22 protein-coding genes are annotated in these 24,266 nt (G+C 50.3%); 2 read left to right on the top strand and 20 right to left on the bottom strand.

The genetic code is table 11. From position 1 onward, the window contains the following. Position 1: 1 nt before the first annotated feature. Positions 2-859 (bottom strand): DnaJ C-terminal domain-containing protein, encoded by an 858-nt coding sequence (locus EXW93_RS02310; protein ID WP_035398947.1) that lies wholly within the window; start codon positions 857-859, stop codon positions 2-4. 195 nt (positions 860-1,054) lie between these two features. Here EXW93_RS02310 and EXW93_RS02305 point away from each other — a divergent pair, with 195 nt between their 5' ends. Beyond that, complete coding sequence (locus tag EXW93_RS02305; RefSeq protein WP_023467094.1) at positions 1,055-1,249, top strand: YwbE family protein; 195 nt, start codon at positions 1,055-1,057, stop codon at positions 1,247-1,249. 56 nt (positions 1,250-1,305) lie between these two features. Here the strand turns inward: EXW93_RS02305 and EXW93_RS02300 are convergent, their stop codons facing one another. The 3 genes from EXW93_RS02300 to EXW93_RS02290 form a co-directional block, all read right to left on the bottom strand. After that, positions 1,306-2,481, bottom strand: a complete 1,176-nt coding sequence (locus tag EXW93_RS02300; protein WP_035398948.1) for a M20 metallopeptidase family protein — start codon at positions 2,479-2,481, stop codon at positions 1,306-1,308. A gap of 13 nt (positions 2,482-2,494) precedes the next feature. Then, the gene (locus EXW93_RS02295) at positions 2,495-3,349 is read right to left on the bottom strand and encodes a MurR/RpiR family transcriptional regulator (RefSeq protein ID WP_023467090.1); all 855 of its coding nucleotides are present in this window, start codon (positions 3,347-3,349) and stop codon (positions 2,495-2,497) included. Positions 3,350-3,621: 272 nt separating this feature from the next. Further along, positions 3,622-4,800 carry a CamS family sex pheromone protein gene (locus EXW93_RS02290; RefSeq protein WP_023467087.1) on the bottom strand — a complete coding sequence of 393 codons (1,179 nt, stop codon included), beginning with the start codon at positions 4,798-4,800 and terminating at the stop codon, positions 3,622-3,624. 134 nt (positions 4,801-4,934) lie between these two features. Here EXW93_RS02290 and EXW93_RS02285 point away from each other — a divergent pair, with 134 nt between their 5' ends. After that, on the top strand, positions 4,935-5,516 hold the full coding sequence (locus EXW93_RS02285) for a class D sortase (RefSeq protein WP_023467085.1): 582 nt from the start codon (positions 4,935-4,937) through the stop codon (positions 5,514-5,516). 72 nt (positions 5,517-5,588) lie between these two features. On the opposite strand, the gene ligA is transcribed toward EXW93_RS02285, so the two are convergent. The 16 genes from ligA to purC all read right to left on the bottom strand — a co-directional run bounded on the left by ligA (position 5,589) and on the right by purC (position 24,249). Beyond that, entirely contained in the window at positions 5,589-7,583 is a 1,995-nt protein-coding gene (gene ligA, locus EXW93_RS02280) for an NAD-dependent DNA ligase LigA (protein ID WP_174316008.1), read from the bottom strand. A gap of 14 nt (positions 7,584-7,597) precedes the next feature. Then, positions 7,598-9,823, bottom strand: a complete 2,226-nt coding sequence (gene pcrA, locus EXW93_RS02275; RefSeq protein ID WP_174316007.1) for a DNA helicase PcrA — start codon at positions 9,821-9,823, stop codon at positions 7,598-7,600. A gap of 45 nt (positions 9,824-9,868) precedes the next feature. Then, complete coding sequence (gene pcrB / locus EXW93_RS02270; protein ID WP_035398956.1) at positions 9,869-10,552, bottom strand: heptaprenylglyceryl phosphate synthase; 684 nt, start codon at positions 10,550-10,552, stop codon at positions 9,869-9,871. 74 nt (positions 10,553-10,626) lie between these two features. Next, on the bottom strand, positions 10,627-10,851 hold the full coding sequence (locus EXW93_RS02265; protein ID WP_035398958.1) for a hypothetical protein: 225 nt from the start codon (positions 10,849-10,851) through the stop codon (positions 10,627-10,629). 12 nt (positions 10,852-10,863) lie between these two features. Further along, positions 10,864-12,243: a TrkH family potassium uptake protein gene (locus EXW93_RS02260; protein WP_035398960.1), complete on the bottom strand. Its 1,380-nt coding sequence runs from the start codon at positions 12,241-12,243 to the stop codon at positions 10,864-10,866. A 37-nt stretch (positions 12,244-12,280) separates the two neighbouring features. Beyond that, positions 12,281-12,595, bottom strand: a complete 315-nt coding sequence (locus tag EXW93_RS02255) for a YerC/YecD family TrpR-related protein (RefSeq protein ID WP_023467078.1) — start codon at positions 12,593-12,595, stop codon at positions 12,281-12,283. A 68-nt stretch (positions 12,596-12,663) separates the two neighbouring features. Further along, on the bottom strand, positions 12,664-14,403 hold the full coding sequence (locus EXW93_RS02250; protein WP_023467077.1) for an adenine deaminase C-terminal domain-containing protein: 1,740 nt from the start codon (positions 14,401-14,403) through the stop codon (positions 12,664-12,666). A 210-nt stretch (positions 14,404-14,613) separates the two neighbouring features. Then, positions 14,614-15,876, bottom strand: a complete 1,263-nt coding sequence (gene purD / locus EXW93_RS02245) for a phosphoribosylamine--glycine ligase (RefSeq protein WP_023467075.1) — start codon at positions 15,874-15,876, stop codon at positions 14,614-14,616. A 15-nt stretch (positions 15,877-15,891) separates the two neighbouring features. Next, positions 15,892-17,412, bottom strand: a complete 1,521-nt coding sequence (gene purH / locus EXW93_RS02240) for a bifunctional phosphoribosylaminoimidazolecarboxamide formyltransferase/IMP cyclohydrolase (RefSeq protein ID WP_035398962.1) — start codon at positions 17,410-17,412, stop codon at positions 15,892-15,894. Further along, positions 17,409-17,984 (bottom strand): phosphoribosylglycinamide formyltransferase, encoded by a 576-nt coding sequence (gene purN, locus EXW93_RS02235; RefSeq protein WP_023467073.1) that lies wholly within the window; start codon positions 17,982-17,984, stop codon positions 17,409-17,411. The genes purH and purN overlap by 4 nt, the downstream gene beginning before the upstream one ends. Continuing rightward, on the bottom strand, positions 17,981-19,015 hold the full coding sequence (purM, locus tag EXW93_RS02230) for a phosphoribosylformylglycinamidine cyclo-ligase (RefSeq protein ID WP_174316005.1): 1,035 nt from the start codon (positions 19,013-19,015) through the stop codon (positions 17,981-17,983). The genes purN and purM overlap by 4 nt, the downstream gene beginning before the upstream one ends. A gap of 16 nt (positions 19,016-19,031) precedes the next feature. Next, positions 19,032-20,441, bottom strand: a complete 1,410-nt coding sequence (purF, locus tag EXW93_RS02225; protein WP_035398966.1) for an amidophosphoribosyltransferase — start codon at positions 20,439-20,441, stop codon at positions 19,032-19,034. Then, positions 20,417-22,636, bottom strand: coding sequence for a phosphoribosylformylglycinamidine synthase subunit PurL (gene purL, locus EXW93_RS02220; protein WP_035398968.1), 2,220 nt, complete (start codon positions 22,634-22,636; stop codon positions 20,417-20,419). The genes purF and purL overlap by 25 nt, the downstream gene beginning before the upstream one ends. Then, positions 22,617-23,300, bottom strand: coding sequence for a phosphoribosylformylglycinamidine synthase subunit PurQ (gene purQ / locus EXW93_RS02215; protein WP_023467070.1), 684 nt, complete (start codon positions 23,298-23,300; stop codon positions 22,617-22,619). Before purQ ends, purL begins: the two co-directional genes overlap by 20 nt. After that, complete coding sequence (purS, locus tag EXW93_RS02210) at positions 23,297-23,545, bottom strand: phosphoribosylformylglycinamidine synthase subunit PurS (RefSeq protein ID WP_023467069.1); 249 nt, start codon at positions 23,543-23,545, stop codon at positions 23,297-23,299. The genes purQ and purS overlap by 4 nt, the downstream gene beginning before the upstream one ends. Beyond that, positions 23,542-24,249 carry a phosphoribosylaminoimidazolesuccinocarboxamide synthase gene (purC, locus tag EXW93_RS02205; protein ID WP_023467068.1) on the bottom strand — a complete coding sequence of 236 codons (708 nt, stop codon included), beginning with the start codon at positions 24,247-24,249 and terminating at the stop codon, positions 23,542-23,544. The genes purS and purC overlap by 4 nt, the downstream gene beginning before the upstream one ends. Positions 24,250-24,266: the final 17 nt, after the last annotated feature.

The raw sequence follows: 24,266 nt of genomic DNA, 5'->3' as shown, positions 1-24,266 counted from the left end.
ATCACTCCTTCACTGCAAGTTGACGTTCCCACTCTTCATAAAAGGCACGGTCCATCTCAGGTAACTTGACTTCGAGTTGAACGAGTAACGCCCCACGATGACCATTCGCTTGACTGAGACCACGATTTGGAATCCGGAGTCGTGCTCCTGGTTTCGTGCCCGGTTTGACTTTCAGTTTGATTCGTTTCCCTTCAAGCGTATCTGCGACGACTTCGCCTCCAAGCACAAGCGTCGTCGGATGAACACGGACGGTTGAAATGACGTCTTGATCGACCCGTCGGAATTGATCGTCATCCTTCAAGTGAATCGTCACGTAAACATCTCCCGCGACACCTTGTCGGTTACGCATTGAACTTTTTCCACGTAAGCGGACTTTTTTACCGTCATAGACATCTTTCGGAAGCGTCAGCTGGATCGAACCCGTCGCAAGACGCACCGTGACTTTTTCGTTCGTACTAAGATGACTGAGTGGGACCGTCAATTCAAGCTCTTCATCGGTCGACACTTCTTCCTGACTAAAGAACGAACCGAACATGTCTTCAAATCCGAACGATTGTCCAGGTCGTGTCCGTCCACCACCTCCGAACTGTCGGAACAGATCTTCGTAATCTCCAGCGCCACCAGCTCCAGCACCTGCCATCTGATCGAAGTTACTGCCGTATCGATCATACTTCGCTCGTTTTTCCTCATCTCCAAGCACATCGAAGGCTTCTTGGATATCCTTGAAACGCTGGTCCGCACTCGCCTCTTTATTGACGTCTGGGTGATACTGCTTCGCCAATTTGCGGTACGCGCGCTTAATATCTTGATTCGATGCATCCTTTGCGATACCGAGTGTTTGGTAGTAGTCTTTTGCCATTCGAATTCACTTCCTTTTCCTATACTTCATTACCTTAATTATAAAAGTCGTATCTTAATTGGTCAAATATAGTCAAACTTTTTTCTGACATTCTGTTCTCTTTTCACTTTACGTCCTTGCGACAAACAAGTTTCACCGACTGAACCATGTTATACTGATAGCCAAACAGGAAATGAACGATGGGAGGATCTACAGATGGATGGTAAAACACGTAAAAATATCACGCCCGGTCTTAAAGTCAGCATCGTGTTGAAGCAAGATCAACGAACAGGTAAACGAACAGAAGGAATCGTCAAAGACCTTCTCACGAAATCTCCGCAACATCCGCACGGGATTAAAGTGCGCTTAGAAGACGGTCAAGTCGGTCGTGTTCAAGAAATTTTAGGATAAAAAGACAGCAATCGCTCGCCCTGATTCCTTTTCGGAGTCAAGACGAGCGATTTTTTTCATGCTTCAGTCGCTTGTTCTAAATACCGCCACGTCGCTTCGACGAGAATACGCGCTGCATCGAGCATCGCCGGCTCCTTAAAATCAAACTGCGGATGATGATGCGGTGGATACGAAGCATCTCCCGCTCCTGTAAAGAAGAACGCGCCCGGTACGTGTTGCAAGTAATAAGCGAAGTCCTCGCCACCCATCGTCGGTTCAATCTCAAATACACGCTCGTCTCCTAAAACTTCTCGTGCGACAGATTCAATCAATGCGGTGGGTGCAGCATGGTTGATGACAGCTGGATAGCCTTTTTCGTACGCAAAGTGATACGTTGCTCCGACTGCCTCACAGATTCCTTTGATCGTCCGCTCCATCCGCTCAATGATCTCGTCCGCTGTCGCTTCATCAAACGTCCGGACCGTTCCTGTCAACATCGCTTGATCTGCAATGACATTAAACGTATTCCCAGCATGTAATGTTCCAACGGTCACGACTGCCGGTTCCAGTGGATTGAGTTGACGACTGACGATTGATTGTAATTCCTTAACGATCGTTGCCCCGAGTAAGACAGCATCAATCGTCTCATGTGGTTTCGCACCGTGTCCGCCTTTTCCATATAAGGTCAGCTCGAACTTATCAGCCGCTGCCATGATCGGACCGGTCCGAACACCGACATGTCCTAAATCGATTGTTGACCAAAGATGCGTTCCGAAGATGACATCGACCCCTTCGAGACAACCGTCCGCAATCATATCGCGTGCACCGCCCGGAACGACTTCTTCCGCATGTTGATGAATCAAGACGACGTTCCCCGGTAATGATTCCCGCTGTTGCATGAGCGTCTCTGCGACGGCCAGCAACGTCGCCGTATGACCATCGTGACCGCATGCATGCATCACACCCGGAACCGTTGACCGATACGCGACCTCTTTAGCGTCAGCAATCGGTAAGGCATCAAAGTCAGCACGTAACGCGACGGTCTTCCCCGGTTTTCCTCCACGAATATACCCGACGACACCACGTCCGCCGACCTCCGTCCTGACTTCGATTCCGAGCGCTTTTAAATGTCGCGCGATATAACGCGGGGTCTCGACTTCGTGAAACGACAACTCTGGGTGCTGATGTAAATAACGACGGCGCTCGACCATTTCTGGATACAACGCGTCTAGTCCGGCAGTTCGTTCTGACATATATGTATCCCCCTTATTTCTTTTGATGCAGTGTCTTAACGCTTTCTCGCGTGTATTGAAGACGTTCGAGCGTGTCTTCATAATGTCCCGCAGCATACGATAAGAACAAGACATCGATTGCAAATAGTTGGGCGAGACGCGAACTGAGCGCTGCACTACGAAGCGGCGCTTCCGGTGCGCGGGATGTCCAAAGCGCGATATCCGCGAGTTGGCTGATCCGATTGTCCCCGAAACGTGTCAGACTGATGACCCTCAGCCCTTGGATTTTCGCCAAACGGATCAACTCGACGACCTCTTCCGTTTCTCCGCTGTAGGAAATCGCAAAGAAGACATCTTCTTTACGTGCATTCGCTAAAATCGTTGCAAGTAGATGCTGGTCCGTTTCTTGAATCGCCAGTTTCCCGACACGCGTCCATTTTTGAGCAGCGTCTTCAGCTACGACATGCGATGCCCCAATCCCGTAAAAATAAATCGCGCGTGCCTGATCAATCACATCAATCGCATCCGCAATCCGTTCATCATTCAACTGCTTCGCAGTATCCTGTAACGCTTGAATGCTGTTACTAAGCGTTTTTTCAATCAAGTCGACAGGACGTTCATCCTTTTCGATATCGTGATACCCTTTTAAATCCGTCCGTGCTGTATCGGCAGAGATGCGCATCCGCAACTCCGGGTATCCCTTTAATCCGAGCGCGCGGCAAAAGCGGACGACTGCAGCGGCACTTGTATCTGATTCCTCTGCAAGTTGGTGAATCGTCATGCGCGCAATTTGGTTCATATGCGTCAAGACATAGTCTGCGACTTTTCGTGAGGATGATGGTAGTTCCTCTCGAACTGCACCGATTTGTGAATAGATACCGCCTTTCATCTAAATCTCCCCTTTATCCTCTTCTTTTTAAAAGAACTAACGATTCATCACTTACCGCGTCGTTCCTGTGTGTAGAACTGTTCTTCTTTCATTATGCTCTCTCCTACTAGCTTTCGTAAATCTAAAAAATGGGAAAGTGAAACAAAATACCATTCTTCTTCCATACCCTTCCTTTCTGATTCATATACTTCTCTCTTTCAGCATCCGTTACACAAAAAAAAGCGACATTCCGTCCATTGGAGGAATGTCGCTTCATAAAGTGAATCGAGAAATCAGCGAATCTTGACGATCGGTTTCTTTGTATCCGGATCGAGGAACAGCATCGCTTCCGTATCCCCGTTCAAGTTCGTCACAGTGATCGTCGTTGGAATGTTTCGATTATACTCCCAACGATTCTCAAGCAGATACGTCACGTACTGAACGAATGCGACGAGTTCTGCTTTTCCGTAAAATTGAACGGGAATCTTCATCTCAAGCTTTTTCAGTTCATCTTCTTGATAGAAGCCTTCCCCCATCATACCAGTGTAGTTCGGGAAGTAGTCTTCTAGACGGTCTTTGAATAAATCGAATTTCGCCGCATCATCCCGCACATCATTCGTCGCGCGTGCTGACGGGTAGTAGTAATAGCGCTCATTGTAGTTTTTCCAGTCGTTTGCACTGATTTGATTCCCGCGACCGATGAAGGCAGACGAGAGATAGTGACCGGAAACCGGTGAACCTTCTTTTTCCTGGAGGTAGAGAGCGACGTGAATCGGTGTCGTCTTCATCCCTTGTGTCTTACGCATCTTCTTGACTAAATCATTCGCCATCCGCTTTCCTTCAGCAACGACTTTCTTTTCATCAAGTTTAACGGTATAGGTTGGTCCATAGTTTTCATCTTGGAACACATACTCACTATTTAAGACAAGCGCAATCGACGTGCCACCGAGTTCGAGTTTCTTATCTTCTTCAAGCATGTAGTCTTGCTCTAAGATATGCGATAGAATCATAGGTGACTTTTGATTTTTTTCTTTATACGACTTACCAGACGTATAAGCTGGGTTCAGACCTTCTGGATCGCTGACCCCATCTCCTGCTTTTCCTTTTCGTAACAACCATTTCGCGATTTGGTCAGCTTCGAGTAACTGACCTTCTTGATAATAGTATTTTTCCGGATCAAAAAACTGTGTCGAGTGACGCATTAAACCCGTTTCGATTTCATCAAGCTCAAGACGTGAACTGACACGTTTTTGTGTCATTCCACGTGCAACACTTGGACGAAACGGCAAGACCGTCCGGTAGTACGAATCCGTCGTATCAATGGCTGGACTGACAACGGCTTGGACTTCCTTACCTTGTTCACTTTCAGTAATGACTTCTTTCGTATCGCTCGTTGGCGAAAGGTCGAACGAACAAGCACCTAAAAATAACGTGCTCGATAACGTCAACGCTACTGCTGTTTTATAGTTCATCTCTATTTGCACCCCATGTTTTTAAATCGTTCTCTTTATCATAACAGAATCGTTTTCCATCGGGGAAGGACAAGTTTTTCCCTGATTTTTAAAAAAGATGATGCGCCTTAGCGTATCCGAAAGGACTTTTTCTCATGACACGTCGTAAATTCATCGGTCTGCTTTTTTTACTCGCAGGCATCGCTCTGATCGCTTGGCCCTTCATCAGTGACTATCAGCGTGAACAAGAGGCAGCCAATTTAAAAGAACAATGGACAAAAAGTCTAAAGACCGTCGATGCAAAAGAGACGAAACAACCGCTCGCAAAATCAGGTGTTGGACTGCTATCGATTCCAAGCATAGATTTCGAGCAAGTCATCTTAGAAGGCTCGACGACAGCGGTCTTAGACCGTAGTATCGGTCATATTCCAGAAACCGGATCACCCGGAAAAGGCAATTATGCGCTCGCCGGACACCGAAGTTTCACGGAAGGGCTTCATTTCAATCGCCTGCCTGACGTCAAAAAAGGCGATACCGTCGTCGTCACGACAAAAACACATCGGTATACGTACCGCATCACATCCAGTCGTCTTGTCACACCGACGACATTGTCCGTCCTCGATCAATCTGTCGCTTCCCCAACCATCACATTAATCACCTGTGATCCACCAGAAACGGCAACGAATCGTCTCATCAAACAAGGTACTTTGATTCGGAGCGAGACGATTGCTTCGTGACAAGGATGAACACGAAAAAAGGAAGGCGGAATTCCGCCTTCCTTTTTATTTGATTGTTCTCATTCATTCTTCTCACGCTTCGTGTTTAGCTAGTTCTTCTAACAGACGTGCTTCATCCCAAATTTCGATACCAAGCGATTCAGCCTTCGTCAGCTTAGAACCTGCTTTTTCCCCTGCGACGAGTACGTCTGTCTTTTTACTGACGCTTCCTGTCACATCGGCACCGAGTGCTTCGAGTCGTTTACCAGCCTCTGACCGTTTTAAGCTCTCGAGCGTCCCCGTCAAGACGATCGTTTTGCCACCGAGTGGTGCATTCGTCTGATCAACCCGTTCCCCAAGGAAACGTTGATTAACGCCGAGTTGTTCCAAATCACGAATCAATGCCTTTGCTTCCGGATGTTCGAAGTACTTCACGATTGAATCTGCGATTTTCCCACCGATGCCATCGATTGCGACAATCTCATCGTAGCTTGCAGCTGCAATTCCTGCTAACGAATCAAAACGTTCCGCTAAAAGATATGCTGCTTTTTGACCGACGAGACGGATTCCGAGACCAAACAAGAGACGCTCGACCGAGTTCTGTTTCGAAGCTTCGATCGCCGCAAGTAATTTATCAACGGACGTCTCACCCATCCGGTCGAACGTCAACAACTCTTCACGATCGAGTCGATATAAATCGGCAATCGTCCGGATTGCTTCATGGTCATACAATTGACGGACGACTTTTTCACCGAGACCGTCGATGTTCATCGCCTGACGCGAAACGAAGTGAATGATGCCTTCCATCAATTGTGCTGGACATTCCGGACTGACACAGCGGATGTCGACTTCACCTTCGAGACGGACAAGTTCCGATTGACAGGCCGGACAATGCGTTGGGAAAACGATCGGTGTTTCTTCCCCTGTCCGTTCTGCCGTGACGACTTGTACGACTGCCGGGATGACATCGCCCGCTTTTTTAATGATGACCGAGTCCTGAAGGCGGATATCTTTTTCAGCGATGAAGTCGGCGTTGTGTAGTGTCGCATATGTCACCGTCGATCCCGCGACGACGACCGGTGCAAAACGGGCACGAGGCGTGACTTTCCCGGTCCGACCGACACTGAAATCAACGTCTTCGACTGTCGTCATGACTTCTTCCGCCGCGAACTTATAGGCTGTCGCGAAGCGGGGACTTTTTGCTGTGAAGCCGAGCTCCTCCTGATCATCGTATCGATCGACTTTCAAGACGATTCCGTCGATCTCATATGGCAGGCTCGCGCGTGCTTCCGTCCAATGTGCGATGTAGGCAAGAATCTCTTCCACCGTCTCACACGTCTGCATATGTTGATTGGTCGGTAACCCAAGTGAAGCGAGTTGTGCCATCGCTTCGCTATGTGAACGGGCCGTCAACGTATTGACACCGACGCCATACACGAATAACGACAGATTACGCGACGCTGTGATCGACGAATCCAGCTGACGCAGACTACCTGCTGCCGCGTTACGCGGATTCGCGAACAACGTCTCTTCCCGGCTAGCCCGGTCTTCATTTAAGCGTTCGAACGATTGTTTCGGCATGTAAGCCTCACCGCGGACTTCGACCGTCTCTTCCGCCTGCAGACGAAGCGGTAACGCTTTGATCGTCCGTAGATTCTGCGTGATGTTCTCGCCGACTGTTCCATCGCCACGCGTTGCCCCACGAACGAACCGACCGTCTTCGTATTTCAGCGAGATCGCAAGTCCATCGAATTTCAGTTCGGCGACATACGTCGTCGAACGTCCGAGCGACCGCTCAATCCGAGCGACCCATTCGCGAATTTCCGTCTCATCAAAGACGTTTCCGAGCGACAGCATCGGTAAATCATGCGTCACCTTCTCGAACGCTTCGAGCGGTGCCGCGCCGACGCGTTGCGTTGGCGAATCCGGTGTGATCAGTTCTGGATGCTCTGTTTCTAACTCCGTCAGTTCACGAAGCAATTGATCGTACGTCGCATCCGGTACCGTTGGTTGATCCAGTACGTAGTATTCGTAGCTGTATCGGTTCAATGTTTGACGAATCTCATTTATACGCTGGCTTGCGTCCATCTGTGGACCTCCCGTCATACCTTTTTAATCGGTGCGAATTTCGCGAGCAATCGTTTGATTCCGACTGCTGGGAATGCGATATCGATTTCAAGATTATCCCCTTCACCACGAGTCTGGACGACTGTACCGAGTCCCCATTTCCCGTGCTCTGCCTTATCTCCGACCGACCAACCGAGCGTTTCCGCACCTGACGTCTTCATTGCTGTCGGTTTACTGATCGAGCGACCGATGACGGCCTTGCCTTGCGGGACAGGACGGTCTTCCCATGGGAGTGGCTTCGCTTTTTTACCAGTCCGCTCGATGACGACTTCCGGCAGCTCTGCTAGGAACCGTGATTCTTGGTTCGCGTTCGTCCGTCCATAAAGGGAGCGCATCCGCGCATGTGACAAGTAAAGGCGTTTCTCAGCACGTGTGATCCCGACATACGCGAGGCGACGTTCTTCTTCCATCTCGTCTTCATCTTGAAGCGAGCGGCTATGTGGGAACAATCCTTCCTCCATCCCAATCAAGAAGACAACAGGGAACTCGAGTCCTTTTGCCGAGTGAAGCGTCATCAACGTGACTTGTTCTTCCGGATCCGTCTCGTCGAGTGAATCAACATCGGCGACGAGTGTCAAATCAGTCAAGAAGGCGATGATCGTCCGGTCTTCTGGATCGGCTTTCGCCGTCTCCTTCTCAAAGTTTTGTGCAACGGTGATGAACTCGTTGATGTTCTCGAGACGACTCTGCGCTTCAAGTGTCTTATCTTCCTTCAGTACTTGGCGGTAGCCTGATTTCTCGAGCACTTCTTCGACTAGTTCCGAAAGGCTGATGAATTCTTGCATTTGGCTGAGTCCGAGAATCATCGTCCGGAAATCCGTCAGCTTCGCTGCTGTCTTTGGTGCGATACTCGACAATTCGATATCGCGAATCGCTTCCATCAATGACACACCTTGTAAGTCGGCGAAATCACGCAGCTTATCAATCGTCGTCGCACCAATCCCGCGTTTTGGTTCGTTGACGATCCGCGCGAATGACAGGTCTTCATCTGGATTCGAAATCAATCGGAGATAAGCAAGCACGTCCTTGATCTCTTTACGATCGTAGAACTTCGTGCCGCCGATCATTTTGTACGGAACGTTCGACTTAAGAAGCGTTTCCTCGATCGCACGCGATTGTGCATTCGTCCGGTACAGAATCGCGATATCGCTCAGTTTCATCCCGTAACGAATTGAGTTCCGAATCTCCTGGACGATATAAAAGGCTTCTTCCCGCTCATTCTCCGCCGTATGAACGACGAGCTTCTCGCCTTCATCATTATCCGTCCAAAGTTTCTTATCTTTGCGTGTCGAGTTGTTTTGGATGACATGGTTGGCTGCTTCCAAGATTCGTTTGGAAGAACGGTAGTTTTGCTCGAGTAAGATGACAGCTGCATTCGGATAGTCCTCTTCGAACGAGAGGATGTTCGCGATGTCAGCACCACGCCAGCGATAGATCGACTGATCCGAGTCTCCAACGACACAGAGATTCTGATGTCCCGATGCTAACAGGTTGACGAGATCATACTGGGCTTTGTTCGTATCTTGATACTCATCGACATGAATGTAACGGAATTTCTTCTGATAGTAAGCAAGGACATCCGGACTCTTCTTGAACAATTCCGTCGTTTTTCCGATCAAATCATCAAAGTCGAGCGCGTTGTTCCGGCGTAAGACCGCTTCATATCCTTTATAGATTTCAGCAACTGTCTTTTCATACGGGCTCGTCACGATCGAGGCGTAGAATTCAGCACTGCGTAATTCATTTTTCTGTGACGAGATGATCGTCAGCATCGAACGTGGATCCCATTTTTTTGGGTCCAAGTTTTGTTCCTTTAAGACGAGCTTGATCGCCGACTGCTGATCACTTGAATCAAGAATCGTGAAGTTGCGATCGTATCCAAGCTGATCGATGTCGCGACGTAACATCCGGACGCACATCGAGTGGAAGGTCGAGACCCAAATATCGTTCGCGACACCACCGACCAAACGACCGATCCGGTCTCGCATTTCTCGCGCCGCCTTGTTCGTGAACGTAATCGCGAGGATGTTCCACGGTGCGACTTGTTTAGCCGCCATCAAATAAGCGACCCGATGTGTCAGGACGCGTGTCTTCCCGGAACCGGCTCCTGCCATGATCAGCAGTGGACCTTCCGTATGCTTGACTGCTCTTGCTTGCTCAGGGTTTAGTCCACTGACGAGCTGTTCACTCAAATTAAACATATCAATAGCCTCATTTCTTATATTCCGAACTTTTGTTCCTATATTTTATCGTGTCGCTGCGACGGTCGCAAGCGCTGCTTTTAAATCCTCATAAATGACGTTCCCGACGACGATCGTATCCGCATACTGTAGCATCTCACGCGCTCGCTCTTCGGAGTCGATTCCTCCACCGTAAAACAGGCGTGCCTGCTTCAAGACATCGCGAACGGCTGCGACTCGTTCCGGTTCCCCGTAAACGCCGCTGTATTCGAGATACACGACCGGTAGACGGAAGACGCTATCCGCTAACTGCGCATAAGCGACGGTCTCATCTAATGTTAGCGGTTTTGCTTGTGTCACATGCGCGACCTTCGCATCAGGATTCAGGACGATATACCCTTCCCCGACAAGATCAGCATGCGCCAGCATATGACCGACTTGTTCTAACGCCTCGACTTGTTTTTCGACGACGTACTCTAATGTACCCGCATTCAGGACCGTCGGTGTCAGATACGTATCAAATCCCATCGTTGCGGCTTCGAGTTCAGAAATCTCGAGTGCCACTGCGACTGGATACCGGCGCAAACGCATCAAGAGATCAAGCGTCGCATCGAGTGTGATGTCATCTGTTCCACCGACAAGAATCGCATCCGTTCCGGACGTCGCAATCGCCTGCAGGCTAGCATCATCAATTGGTTTTGCTGGATCTAGTTTAAAGACATGTCGCCATTCATTAAAAGGTAATAACACGGTTCGTCCCATCCTCTCTTTCTCATTCCACATTCAGTATAAAACAAAAAACCATCTCGCGCAGGGCGAGATGGTCAGACGTGTGTCCGTCGTTTCGTCAATAACGATGCGAGTAACAACGCAAAGACGGCATATACCGGCACGAACGCCCACGGTTCTGCCAAAAAGAAGCCGAGTACCGGAACGTCCAGTAACGGCGAATCCGGTGAACAGAGTGCTCGGCCGTTGACGAGCGCCAAAAACGGTAAGACAGGAACAGCAAAGATATAGGCGAAGTTGATCCAAAAGGCACGTTTCATAAAAGAGCCTCCTTATCCGATGATGACGGATTCCTTCGGATAGTTGTAGTTACGTTTCGGTTGGTTCGCTTTCAGGAGAAGAACGAACGAGATGACACCGATTCGACCGATGAACATCAACACGGACAACGTCCATTTTCCGATATCCGATAATTGATCCGTGATGCCGAGCGATAGACCGGTCGTTCCGAACGCTGAACAGGCTTCAAAAAACAGCACGAGGAACGGGGCATCTTCGACAAGCAATAAGACGATCAATCCGACCATCGTCACACCAGTCGAGACGACGATGACGACGAAGGCTTTCCAGATGTCTGACTGACCAATCTCACGACCGAAGATTTTGATCCCGTATTCGCCTCGGATGAAGGCGATGACACTCAAGACGGCGACGGCGAACGTCGTCGTTCGAATCCCCCCACCAACGGAAGACGGTGACGCTCCGATGAACATTAAGAGCGACAAGACGAAAATCGATGCCTGCGAGAAGGACGTGATGTCGACCGTCGTCAATCCCCCGTTTCGGGTCGTGACGGATTGGAACAAGGCGTCGACGAGCTTCTCATCGATCGGTAAACCTTTAAAGGATTGGTTCCATTCAAATAGCAGCAATGCTACCGTTCCGAACAGGACGAGAATGAAGAACGTTGACGCCGTCAATTTTGTAAATAGTGAAAAATGATACGGTTGACGAGTCGCTTGGCGTGTCGCCCGGTAGGAAATATAGCGTCTGACTTCGACGAGTACAGGAAACCCGATTGCGCCAAGCGTCAGCAACAAAATTTGCATGAACACGACGAATAAATCACCCCGAAATGGTAGTAACGATTCACCCGTGATATCAAAACCAGCATTCGTCGTCGCACTGACCGATCCGAACAGTCCTTGGAGCATCGCTTCTCCGAGTGTCGGAAAATATTTCGTGTAATATAGTCCGAGAATCAAAGCCCCGATCAATTCAATCGAGACGATGATCAAGATGACTTCGCGAATGTATTTGACGACCCCTTGCATCGTTGTCTGGTTCTGATCTCGGACGACAAGCTGGCGTTCCCGAAAGCCGATTCGTTTTCCGAGGATGACCCACATCGCGATATGAAGCGACATCAAGCCAATTCCGCTGACTTGTACTAAAATCATGATCATGAAGTAACCGAACGTCGTGAAGGTTTCTGAGACCGAGACCGTCGTCAAACCCGTGACACTGACACAACTGACCGCCATGAAGACGAGGTCCGTGAAGTCCCAGTCGTAATTTCCTTTCGTCGACCACGGCAGACCGAGCAGAATGATCCCGATGATGACCGCAACGAAGTAGATGATGACGAGTGACTGGATGGGCGTCAACTTTCGAATGAAATGTTGAATTCTTTGTTGTAACGCAAAATCCAATATGACACGCCCCCCTTCATAGAAGTAGCGGATAACATTAGTTATCCGCTACTTCTTGCTCGATAAGACCTAGGCGGGCAAGCGCTAGATCATAACCGCCCGAACCGTAGTTCAAGCAACGTTTGACACGCGAGATCGTTGCTGTTGAAGCACCGGTCGCCTTTTCGATTTTGTGATACGTATTGCCTTCACGTAATTGACGTGCGACTTCAAGACGTTGGGCGAGCGCCTGGATTTCGTTGACGGTCGCTAAGTCTTCGAACAACGTATAACAATCTTCTAATGAATCCATCTTCATGATGGCTGTAAATAACTGATCCAATTCTTTTCCACGCAATTTATCGAGTTGCATCTTGTGACTCCCTTTCCCATTCAATTGCTCTTTAATAGTTTAAAGCGCGACGTTTTAAAATTCAAGCATCATCGCAAAATCGCTGGGAAAAGGACTTTTTTCCGAAGGACTTCGTATATTCCCTGCGGCGTGATCCGCACATATGGCAAGTGAGTTGACGCTAGGAATAGCAACGTATAGACAGGATCTTCAAACGCATAACCGCGTTCGAACAAGGCTTCCCGTAGAGCGGTTTCCTGAACAATCAAATCTTCGAGTGGCAAGTCGGACGTCTGCCCCATCAAGGTCAACGGAACTTCAGCGATGACTTCTCCGTCCTCGACGAGAACGATTCCGCCGCCGAACGCTTTCATTCGATCAAACGCGACTTGCATGTCTCGTTTCGATTTACCGATCATCAAGATATCACCGCTAATCGAGTACGAACTGACGAGACCACCGACTTGTGTCGCAAAGTTTTTCAGAACGGTATTCAGTCGCCACTTCCCTTCCCGGTCGAGTAACATCAGGAAGGATTCATCACATCCTGTCGGTAGCACAGGCACACTTGTATCGTGTTCGACTTGATAGAGCTTCATGATGACGGAATTGACCATCTCAAGACCAACCGGCATGCTAAACGAAAAATCCTGTTCCGTTAAGGAAACCTGGACTTCCGAGCGTGGCATGAGCGCATAGACAGCATCAAGCGCTTCTGCCGGGTAACAGGGGATGTCGGCTTGACGGACCCATGTGCCGCGCGCAAGTACGGCGACAGGTGTCGGTGCATCTTTTGCCTCAAGGAAATTGAGATGCGCGATTCGTCCTGGTGCGATACTCCCGAGTAGATGATCGAGATTAAAATGACGCGCTGCATTGTACGACGCGATCCGGTACGCTTCTTCGACCGGGATGCCTGCCTCGAGCATCAATCGGATCGTCTCATCCATCATGCCTGCCTTATAAAAGGACGGCGTTGAACCATCTGTCGTCACTAGCACCTTATCGAACTGCGTCAACCCTGCTTCGACGAGACCTTTAAAGATATCCGGTAGATCTGGACGAATCGATGAATAACGAATTGTCGTCGTATAGCCAAGTTCAAGACGTGTCATCGCTTCTTCGACCGTCATTGCTTCGTGATCGCTCGTCACGCCATACAGCGCCATCTTCGTCAGCGTCTTCGCTGAAGCACCAGGGAAATGACCTTCGATCGGTTTTCCGAGTTTGATCGCATCCTGCATCCAATGGAGCAATTCATCGTCCCCTTGCGAGAGACGTGGCCATCCCGTCAACTCACCTGCTTGGATGACTTGTGGATGCTTGAGCCACGCTTGAATCCGGCGATTATCGATCGAGATACTGTCGGCATCAAGCTCGGTTTGTGCGTCGAGTCGTGCCCACCAGTACATCGAGGTCGGTAAGTCTGCTAGCGCCTCAACTTGAGCAAACGCTTGCTCCGTCGGCTCTAATAATAACAACATATTGTCGTTGACGAGCGTCGATGTTCCCCGCTCTGCTGCGAATTTTGCAAGACTCGCTGGATTGTAAAGTTGGAACGGATGGGCATGGGGTTCAATGTAACCGGGTACGATATATTGACCTGTCGCATCATGGTACGCATCGGCTTGTTCCGGCATCTCTGGACCGACATAGACGATCCGGTCGCCACTAATCCAGATGTTCGCCGTCCGCCATGCTTTGACACCATGATTCAGGTAAGTGGCATTCTGTATGACAAGTGTCGGTGCAAGCTTTCCGCTGATGACCGCTTGGTGTGTTCGTACTTCAGATTTCGTCCAAGGGGATCTTCCACAATTTTTTTTCACGAAAGCTCGACCTCCTTTGTTTTATTGAAAACGCTTTCTTATAGTTCTTATACTAAAATGTTGCTAAGTAAGTTTCAAGAAGTTTTGCCCCGTTCCGGATTCATTTGGTCAAAATAACACAAATTCGCCATGGAAGACAAATCTTTTCGTGCACTTCGCCAAGAAACAAAAAACCAGACGAGGCTCCTTCGAGCACGTCTGGTTCAGATATCATGATTCATGCGAGGCACGAAAGGCTTTTTGAGCAATATCAGTTCGGTAAAAGAATGGCTGATCCGTCACGTCTGGTAAGTTTGCATAGACCTGTTCAACAGCCTGCTCGATTGTCTCGGCACGGCTGACACACACGAGGACACGTCCACCAGCTGAGACAAGTTGATCGTTTCGTCCTGCCGTTCCGGCATGAAAAACGAGAAGATCATCCCCGATCTGGTCAAGTGGAATCACTTGTTCCGTTTTTGGCGCTTCCGGATATCCTTCTGCTGCGACGACGACACCGACAGCTGCTTGATCCGTCCAAACGACTTCTGGTGTCTGTCCGTCCATCAGCGGCATGATGACATCAAGCAACGGCGTCTCTAAGCGCGGGAGAATGACTTCTGTCTCCGGATCACCGAACCGAGCATTGAACTCGATGACGAACGGTCCTTGTTTCGTCAGCATCAGACCGGCATAGAGGAAGCCGGTGAACGGAATCCCTTCGCTTGCCATCTGATCGACAAGCGGCTGAATGATGCGATCAACAGCTTCTGTCGTCAACGCCGCTTCGTCCCACTGAGGTAGCGGAGAATACGCGCCCATTCCTCCTGTGTTCGGACCTAAGTCACCGTCAAACGCCCGTTTATGATCTTGCGACAATACCATTGGAATGACCGTCTCTTCGTGAACGAATGCCATCAACGAACACTCTTCTCCGATCAGGCATTCTTCGATGACGACGCGGCTTTGTTGACCGTATTCTCCGGCAAACGTATCGTGGATTGCAACAAGCGCCTGGTCCACGGTTTCTGCGACCGTGACTCCTTTTCCGGCAGCAAGTCCATCGGCTTTGATGACGATCGGTGCACCCGCTTTGCGAACATACGCCTCTGCATCTGCTGCTGAAGTAAAGACGGCGTGAGCAGCGGTCGGAATACCGGCACGCTCCATCAATTCTTTCGCGAACTGCTTACTTCCTTCGATCGCCGCCGCTTCCCGTGTCGGTCCGAAGATTTGCAGTCCCGCTGCCTGAAAGGCGTTAACGACTCCGAGAACAAGTGGTCCTTCTGGTCCGACGATCGTCCAATCGATCTGTTCGTCTTGTGCGAACGTCACGAGTTCATCGATAGCATCTTCGGCGATCGGAACACATGTGGCTTGTGTCATCCCGGCATTCCCAGGCGCAGCATACACGGTCTCGATCCGTTCATCCTGTGCCAGCTTCCAGACGAGCGCGTGTTCACGCCCTCCTTTACCAATCACCAATACCTTCATTCAAATCGCCTCCGCTTAGTGTTTGAAATGTCGAACGTTCGTAAAGACCATCGTAATGCCATGTTTGTTACACGCATCGATTGACTCTTGGTCGCGAATCGAGCCGCCTGGTTGGATAATTGCCGTAATGCCAGCTGCTGCTGCCGCTTCGACCGTATCGCCCATTGGGAAGAAGGCATCGGAAGCAAGGGACGCGCCAATTGCTTTTTCTCCGGCTTGCGTAATCGCGATGTTCGCTGAACCAACACGGTTCATCTGTCCTGCACCAACGCCGACCGTTACTTCGTCTTTCGCGAGAACGATCGCATTCGACTTGACGTGTTTGACGGCGCGCCATGCGAGTTTCAAGTCCTCCCATTCCGCTGCTGTCGGTTTGCGGTCTGTCACGACACGTGCTGCTGCATCATCGAGCGTCTCATCGTCACTGTCTTGGACGAGCATGCCGCCAGCGACTGCCGTATAACGGATCGCTTGGACACGTTTGACGTCGAGTTCAAGCAGACGGATGTTCTTTTTCGCTGACAACAAGGCGAATGCTTCTTCCGTGAAGGATGGTGCGATGATGATCTCAAGGAAGATGCCGCTTAATTGTTCTGCTGTCTCTAGGTCAACTTCACGGTTCAAGGCGACGATGCCACCGAAGATTGATACTGGATCTGCTGCATGTGCGCGGCGGAATGCCTCTCCAATCGTTGGACCGACGGCAACTCCACACGGGTTCATGTGTTTGACGACGACGGCTGCTGCTTCGCGGAACTCATCAAGGATTTCGAGTGCGGCGTTGGCATCTTGGATGTTGTTATACGACAACTCTTTACCGTGCAACTGTTTCGCTGAAGCGAGGGAAGCCCCACGGTAAATCGGTGTTTTATAAAAGGCTGCTTCTTGATGTGGATTTTCTCCGTATCGAAGGTCTTGGACTTTCTCAAGCGTGATCGTCAACTGATCGGGGAACTTCTCGCCTGTTTGCGTCAAGAAATAATCCGCAATCAACGCATCGTACGCCGCTGTATGCCGGAAGGCTTTCGCCGCAAGACGTTGACGTGTCTCAAACGTCGTACCGCCTTCACGAATCTCAGCAACGACCGTTTCGTAATCAGCTGGGTCGACGACGACCGTGACAGCCGCGTGGTTTTTCGCTGCTGAACGCAACATGCTTGGCCCACCGATATCGATGTTCTCGATCGCATCGGCATAGGCGACGTCTTCTTGTAGGACCGTCTGCTTGAACGGATACAGATTGACGACGACGAAATCAATCGGTTGAATCTGTTGCGCAGCCATCTGCTCACGATGGGATTCAAGATCACGACGACCGAGTAATCCACCATGAACCATTGGATGGAGCGTCTTGACACGCCCATCGAGCATTTCTGGGAATTGTGTGACTTCACTGATACCAATGACCGGAAGCCCAGCTTCCTCTAATGCTTGATGTGTTCCGCCTGTCGAGACGAGCTCGATCCCTGCTTCATGGAACGCTCGTCCTAATTCGACGATTCCTGTTTTATCCGACACACTAATTAACGCTCTCATACGTTTGCCTCCTCTTTCATCCACTCTTCGATGACTTGCGGATACAGTCTATGTTCGACACGCTGAATCGCTTGTTGCAATGTTTCACGCGTCATCTCTTCTGTAATCCGGACGGCTTCTTGGGCCATGATCGGTCCTGTGTCCATGCCTTCATCGACTATATGAATTGTAACACCTGTGATTTTAACTCCGCCACGAAATGCTTGTCCGATCGCATCTTTTCCCGGGAAGGCCGGCAGTAGCGACGGGTGGATGTTGACGATCCGCCCTGCGTATCGTCCGAGCAACTCTTCCCCAATCAATCGCATATAGCCGGCGAGAATGATCCGTTCAACGCCTTTTGCTTCAAGACGGGCAATGATTTCCCGCTCAAAACTCGGTTTATCCGGATAGTCCTTCGCCCGAAAGACGAAGACGTCACATCCGCGTCGTTTCGCCCGTTCAATGACTGCTGCGTCCGGTTGATCGCAGACGATCAGTTCAATCGAGGCATGTAACGTTCCTGCCTCGATTGCTTCAAAAAGTGCTTCGACATTACTACCGCTTCCCGATGCAAAACAGGCGATCTTCATGCGTTGACTCCTTGAATTCGAACACCTTCTTGATCGGTCACGTGACCAATCACGTACGCCGTCTCATTTTCACGAGCGAGGCGTGCTGTTACTTCCGCGACATCTTCTGGTTTGACGATCAACATGAAACCAATCCCCATGTTGAAGACATTGTACATGTCATGTCGTGGCAGGTCACCCGCTTGCTCGAGCCAGTCGAAGACTGGTAACGTCGGCCACTTTTTCGGATCGAACGATGCGCCGAGCCCTTCCGGTAAGACGCGTGGTACGTTCTCGTAGAATCCACCACCCGTAATATGGACCATCGCTTGGATCTTTTCCGTCTCAAGGGCTGCTTTGACTGCTTCGACGTAGATACGTGTTGGCATGAGGAGCGCATTTCCGAGCGTATGACCGAGCATCATGACTTCATCTTCGTAGCGGAGTCCACTGTCGGCGACGATTTTACGGACGAGTGAGAACCCGTTCGAATGGACGCCAGACGAAGCGAGACCGAGAATGACATCTCCTGCTGCGACGTTATCACCTGTGATTAATTTTTGTTTCTCGACGGCACCGACGGCGAACCCGGCGATATCATATTCGCCGTCCGCATACATCCCTGGCATTTCCGCTGTTTCGCCGCCGATTAACGTACATCCCGCCTGGACGCAACCTTCTGCGACACCTGCGACGATCCGTTCGATCTTCGCCGGAATCGCCTGACCGAGCGCGATATAATCAAGGAAATAAAGTGGTTCCGCGCCTTGGACGATGATATCGTTCACACACATCGCGACACAGTCGATCCCGATCGTATCGTGTTGTTCCAGTGCGAAAGCGAGCTTGAGTTTCGTACCGACACCATCTGTCCCACTGACAAGGATCGGTTCTTTCAACTGCAATTGGCTGAGGTCGAACATCGCACCAAAGCTACCGAGTCCCGTCAATACTTCTTTGCGCATCGAACGGGCGACGTGTTTTTTCATTCGGGTGACTGACTCATATCCTGCTGTCAGACTCACACCTGCTGCTTCGTAATGTTTGCTCATGTTCTTCCCCCATCTATCAAAGTTTAGCTTCTAACTCGAGCGAACCGAGCGGTGTCGGATACTCTCCTGTGAAGCAAGCGGTACATTGTCCTTTTAACGGTCCATCGAACGGGCGATCGATCGCATCGACCATGCCCGGTACAGTTAAGAATTCAAGGGAATCCGCACCGATTTCCTGACGGATTTCTTCCGGCATCAACCGAGCAGAGATCAGTTCTTCCTTCGATGAAGTATCAATCCCGTAATAACATGGATTCGTAATCGGTGGTGCCGTGATGCGGACGTGCACTTCCGTCGCACCCGCTTCACGTAACAAACCGACGATGCGACGACTCGTCGTTCCCCGGACGATTGAATCATCGACCATGATGACACGCTTTCCTTGTACGACGCCGCGTAGCGCGGACAACTTCATTTTGACCCCACGTTCCCGTAACTCTTGTGACGGCTGGATGAACGTCCGTCCGACATACCGGTTCTTGATCAATCCCATTTCATATGGAATACCGCTCGCTTCCGCGTAGCCGATCGCTGCCGAGATACTTGAATCCGGCACCCCGGTAACGACATCTGCTTCGACCGGTGCTTCTTCATACATCTTTTTCCCGAGTGCTTTGCGAGCCGTATGGACGTTGACGCCATCAATGATTGAATCTGGGCGCGAGAAGTAGATGTATTCCATCGAACACATTGCTCGTTCACGTGGTTCCATGTATTGACGAGACGACATGCCGTGTTCTGTGATCGTTACGAGCTCCCCTGGCTCGATATCACGAATGAACTCCGCGCCGACGATATCAAAGGCACATGTTTCTGACGCGAATACGATGCCGCCGTCTGGTGTCTTCCCAAGTGACAGTGGACGCAGTCCGTGTGGATCAACTGCTACGAATAACGTGTCTTCCGTTAAGAAAAGGAAGGCGAACGCCCCAACGAGACGCGCGAGACTGTCGGCAATCCGGTCTTCGAGTGTGTCGAGCTTACTGCGTTTGACAAGATGGGCGACGACTTCCGTATCACTCGTCGTCTGAAAGATGGCACCCTCTGCTTCTAACAGGTGCTTCAGTGAATCCGCGTTGACGAGGTTTCCGTTATGTGCGAGAGCAAGATCTCCCGTCCGCGATTTGAAATGCAGCGGTTGAGTGTTCTCAAGCGTGTTTCCTCCTGCTGTCGAATACCGGACATGTCCGATTGCATGATGTCCTTTCAGATTCGTCAGTGTCTCTTCCGAAAAGACTTCCGTTACGAGTCCTTGCCCGCGATGTGGGAAGAGGTCGTCACCGTCACTCGTGACGATGCCTGCCCCTTCTTGTCCCCGGTGTTGCAAGCTATGCAAGCCGTAATAAGCAAGTTGCGCCGCATTCGGTTGTCCGAAGATCCCGAAGACGCCACACTCCTCATTTAGTCCTTTGATGTCATATAACACGCGATTGCTCCTTCCCAGTCTCCCTGTAAGGTCGAACGGTCTGCTTCGATCCGTGTCTCTGCCGTTTCGATGACGAGAAGCTCATCGTTCGTAACGACACCGATCGCTTGAGCACCAGTCCGTTGTTCGAATGCTGTGACGTGCGCTTGTGGCACCGTAACGATGAAGCGTGATTGCGATTCGCTGAACAGGTGTAAGGTCGGTCCGTCGAACTGAACCGTCAACCCGAGGTTCGTCCCAAACGTCATCTCAGCGAGAGCGATGGCAAGACCACCTTCTGATACATCATGCATCGCATTGACTTCACCTGCTTGTACTGCCTGCTGTAACAATTGTAAGCGTGCGTGTTCGACGGCTAAATCGATCTGTGGTGCGCGACCGAATGATTTACCGAATTGCATATATTGAAGTTCACTGCCGCCAAACTCGGCTGTTGTTTCTCCTAATAGATAAATCTGGTCACCAGCTTGTTTGACGTGTTGTGTCGTGATCCATTCGGTTTGCTCGTGTAATCCAACCATTCCGACGACCGGTGTCGGGTGAACCGCTTGACCGGCTGACTCGTTGTAGAGTGAGACGTTTCCACCGATGACAGGTGTCTCAAGGACACGACATGCTTCTGCCATACCGGCTGTTGCTTGTTGCAACTGCCAGAAGCCTTCTGGTTTATCCGGATTTCCGAAGTTCAGACAATCCGTGATGGCGAGTGGTGTCGCCCCACTCGCGACGATATTACGTGCTGCTTCTGCTACCGCAATCTGTCCACCGACGTATGGATCCAAGTAGACGAAACGGCTGTTACAGTCGGTCGTCATCGCGAGCGCTTTGTTCGTGCCGCGGACACGAATGACGGCTGCGTCTGATCCTGGTGCGACGACGGTCGATGTCTGGACCATATGATCGTACTGATCGTAGACCCAGCGTTTTGAAGCGATCGTCGGCTGACGGAGTAACGCCCGCCATGTCTCAACGACATCTTCGACGACTGGAAGCGTCTCTTCCATCGCTTGGAATGCTTCATAATACGCAGGAACGCGGGATGGTTTTTCGTAGACTGGTGCTTCTTCTGCTAACGCATCAACCGGAACTTCTGCGACGATATCTCCATGATGAATCAACCGTAAGACTTTCTCTTCAATGACTTCTCCGACGTGAACGGCATGGAGTCCCCATTTGCTGACGATTGCTTCGATCTCTGCTTCGCGACCACGCTTGACGACGAGTAACATCCGCTCTTGTGATTCCGAGAGCATCATTTCGTAGGCAGTCATCCCTGTCTCTCGTTGCGGGACGTCATCGAGGTGCATCTCGATGCCCATACCGGCTTTTGAAGCCATCTCTGCTGAAGACGATGTCAGTCCGGCAGCACCCATGTCCTGCATCCCGACGAGTGCCGGATGCCCGACGATTTCAAGACACGCTTCAATCAATAGCTTCTCCATGAATGGATCGCCGACTTGAACAGCCGGACGTTTTGCTTCCGTATCCTCTCCGAGATCCTCCGAGGCAAACGTCGCACCATGGATCCCGTCGCGTCCAGTAGCTGCACCGACGTACATGACCGAGTTGCCGACACCTTTTGCCTGACCTTTTTGAATATCGGCATGGTTGATTAAACCGATACACATCGCGTTGACGAGTGGATTGCCTTCATACGAGCGATCAAATCCGATTTCGCCACCGATCGTTGGAATACCGACACAGTTGCCGTAACCGGCGATTCCGGCGACGACTTGTTCGAACAATTGATTGACACGTGGTGTACCGAGATGACCGAAACGGAGCGAGTTCATGAGTGCGACCGGTCGTGCGCCCATCGAGAAGATGTCACGAATGATTCCGCCGACGCCTGTCGCAGCCCCTTGATACGGTTCAACAGCGGATGGATGGTTGTGGCTTTCGATCTTAAAGACGACTGCCTGCTCATCGCCGATATCAACGACACCTGCACCTTCCCCTGGTCCTTGTAAGACACGTGGTCCAGTCGTCGGGAATTGACGGAGGACAGGTTTAGATGTCTTGTATGAACAATGCTCGGACCACATGACTGAGAACAATCCTGTTTCCGTATAGTTCGGTTGGCGTCCGAGTAAATCGACGACCATCTGGTATTCTGTATCACTCAAGCCCATCGTGGCATAGACGCGTTGCTCTTGAATCAATTCTGGTGTTGGTTCAGACTGTTGTTTTAGCATGGTGTGCCCCCTGTTTGACGAGTGAAGTAAAGAGTTTTAGTCCATCTGTTCCGCCGGTCAAGAGTTCGACCGCTCGTTCCGGGTGTGGCATCATCCCAAGAACGTTGCCGGCTTTGTTCGTGATTCCGGCGATATCGCCGCGCGAGCCGTTCGGATTGTCGACATATGTGAAGGCGATTTGTCCGTTCGTTTGCAGCATCGCGTAAGTCGCATCGTCGCAGTGGTAGTTTCCTTCACCATGCGCGATTGGAATCGAGATCGTCTCGCCTGGCAGGTAATCCGATGTAAAACGTGTCTTTGTATTCTCAACCTTTAGTTCAACCGTCCGGCACATGAACTTCAAGCCGTTGTTTCGGTGCAAGACACCTGGTAAGAGTCCCGCTTCGACAAGGATCTGGAATCCGTTACATACCCCGAGGACCGTTTTCCCTTCTGCCGCAAAACGTTTGACTTCTTCCATGATCGGTGAGAAGCGCGCGATCGCGCCGCAACGAAGGTAATCTCCGTAGGAGAATCCGCCCGGTAACAGGACGCCGTCGTAGCCTTCAAGTGATGTTTCGGTATGGAAGACGTATTCAGCTTCTTCTCCGAGAGCATCCTTGACCGCATGGTACATATCTAAATCACAGTTCGATCCCGGAAAGACGATGACCGCGAACTTCATGCTGGCGTCACCTCTTCGATCGTAATCTGGTAATCTTCCATCACCGTGTTGACGAGTAGTTTTTGACACATCTCATGAATCATCGCTTCTGTCGTTTCCGTTTCAACGAGCAGTTCAATCTGTTTTCCGATTCGGACACTCTCGACACCCGTAAAACCAAGCTGTTGCAATCCGCCTTTTACAGCAACTCCTTGTGGATCTAAAATGCTTTCCCGTAATGCGATCGATACGATGACTTTTTTCATTGTGTGTTTCCTCCTAGGCGATTGAATAGTGTTTGGTAGGTCTCTGTCAGTGAACCGATGTTGCGGCGGAAGACATCTTTATCGAGATGTTCTCCAGTTGCTTGATCCCACAAACGGCATGTATCTGGTGAAATCTCATCAGCTAGTAGAATCGTTCCGTCTGCCATCTTTCCGTATTCCAGTTTAAAATCAATCAACGTGATTCCGTTTTGACGGAAGTAAGGTTGCAAGACTTCATTCACGCGAAGTGCCTTGTCCGACAACTGTTTCAACTCTTCAGAAGTCGCAATCTTCAGTAAATTGATGTGTGATGAGGTGACGAGTGGATCGCCTAACGTATCATCTTTATAGTAGAACTCAACGATTGGTGTTTCGAGTACCGTACCTTCTTCGATACCGAGCCGTTTACTCAAGCTTCCCGCGACGACGTTTCTGACGACGACTTCGAGTGGAATGATGGTGACACGACGTACGAGCTGTTCGCGCTCCGAGACACGTTCAATGAAATGTGTCGGAATGCCCGCTTGTTCGAGGATTTCAAAGAAATGACTCGTCAACCGGTTGTTCAATTCGCCTTTTCCAGCAAAGACTTCTTTTTTCTCGCCGTTGAATGCCGTGGCCTCGTCTTTATAGACGATCCGGAGCACATCCTGCTCCTGCGTCGTGTACAATCGTTTTGCTTTTCCTTCATAAAGTGGTTGCATCGCTTTCGTCCCCCATG

Source organism: Exiguobacterium sp. JMULE1 (genome assembly GCF_013337175.1).
GTDB lineage: Bacteria > Bacillota > Bacilli > Exiguobacteriales > Exiguobacteriaceae > Exiguobacterium_A > Exiguobacterium_A indicum.
This window is presented reverse-complemented; position numbering and strand designations above follow the sequence as displayed.